Source organism: Nocardia cerradoensis NBRC 101014 (assembly GCF_000308535.1).
Taxonomy (GTDB): Bacteria; Actinomycetota; Actinomycetes; order Mycobacteriales; family Mycobacteriaceae; genus Nocardia; species Nocardia cerradoensis.
This window is the reverse complement of the sequence record NZ_BAFW01000225.1, coordinates 1-1,391: the sequence shown is the minus strand read 5'-3', so window position 1 is coordinate 1,391 and position 1,391 is coordinate 1. Positions and strand designations below refer to the sequence as shown.

The window sequence follows — 1,391 nt, the reverse complement described above, 5'->3', positions numbered from 1 at the left end:
CCGTTGGTGATGTGGATGTGTTGTCGGTGGGTGAGTTGGCTGGTGTGGTGCGTGGTCGGAATGAGACTGCGTATCCGGTGTCTGCTGGGTTGTTGTTGGATGGTTTCCGGCGTGCGGTGGTGGGGTCGCCGGGGGCTGTTGCTGTGGTGGGTCCGGGTGGGGAGTCGTTGACGTATGCGGAGTTGGATGCGCGGGTCAATGGTTTGGCGCGTGTGTTGGTGGGGCGTGGTGTGGGGCCGGAGTCGTTGGTGGGGTTGGCGGTTCGCCGGTCGGTGGATCTTGTGGTCGGTATGTATGCGGTGCTGACTGCGGGTGGTGCGTATGTGCCGTTGGATCCGGATCATCCGGTGGAGCGGGTGGGGTATGTGCTGGATGTGGCGCGTCCGGTGTGTGTGTTGACGGTGTCGCGTGATGGTTTCGTGGTGCCGGGTGATGTGCCGGTGGTGGAGATCGACACCGTCGATCTGTCGTCGGTAGCCGTGGATGCTCTGGCGGAGTCGGAGCTGCGGGCGCCGGTTCGGCCTTCGGATACCGCGTACGTCATTTTCACGTCGGGTTCGACGGGTCGTCCGAAGGGTGTGGCGGTGTCGCACGGGGCGATTCACAATCAGATCGAGTGGATGTTGTCGCAGTATCCGCTGGCTGCGGGTGATGTGTATCTGCAGAAGACGGCGACGACGTTCGATGTGTCGTTGTGGGGTTTCTTCATGCCGTTGCGGGCGGGTGCCACGTTGGTGGTGGCGACGCCGGATGGTCATCGGGATCCGTTGTATGTGGCGGAAACGATTGCGGCGCAGCGGGTTACGGTGACGGATTTCGTGCCGTCGATGTTGTCGGTGTTCGCCGCGCATGCGGATCGGGCGCAGTTGGCGTCGTTGCGGCATGTGTTCGTGATCGGTGAGGCGCTGCCCCCGGAGACCGTGAGCGCCTTCGCCGCCGTCTCGGACGCCGAACTGCACAACCTCTACGGCCCGACCGAAGCTGCGGTCTCGATCACCTACTGGCCGGCGGTGCCCGGCGCCGGTGTGTCGGTGCCGATCGGTGTGCCGCAGTGGAATTCGCAGGTTTATGTTCTGGATTCGCGGTTGCGTCCGGTGCCTGATGGTGTGGTCGGTGAGTTGTATCTTGCCGGTGATCAGTTGGCGCGGGGGTATCTGGGTCGTCCGGATCTGACGTCGGATCGGTTCGTGGCCAATCCGTTCGGTGTGGCGGGGGCTCGGATGTATCGCACCGGTGACCTCGTCCGGTGGACTCGTACGGCATCGGGCGATCCGGTTCTCGATTATCTGGGTCGTATCGACTTCCAGGTGAAGTTCCGGGGTCAGCGTATCGAGCTGGGCGAAATCGAGGCCGCGTTGCTGGCGGCGCCGGGCGTGAGCCAGGCGGTCGCG

Annotated in this window: 1 protein-coding gene; it reads left to right on the top strand. The window is 63.9% G+C overall.

Translation table 11 applies throughout. From position 1 onward, the window contains the following. A partial coding sequence (locus ON23_RS23670) for a non-ribosomal peptide synthetase (RefSeq protein WP_039780872.1) occupies nucleotides 1-1,391 on the top strand: 1,391 nt, incomplete at both ends.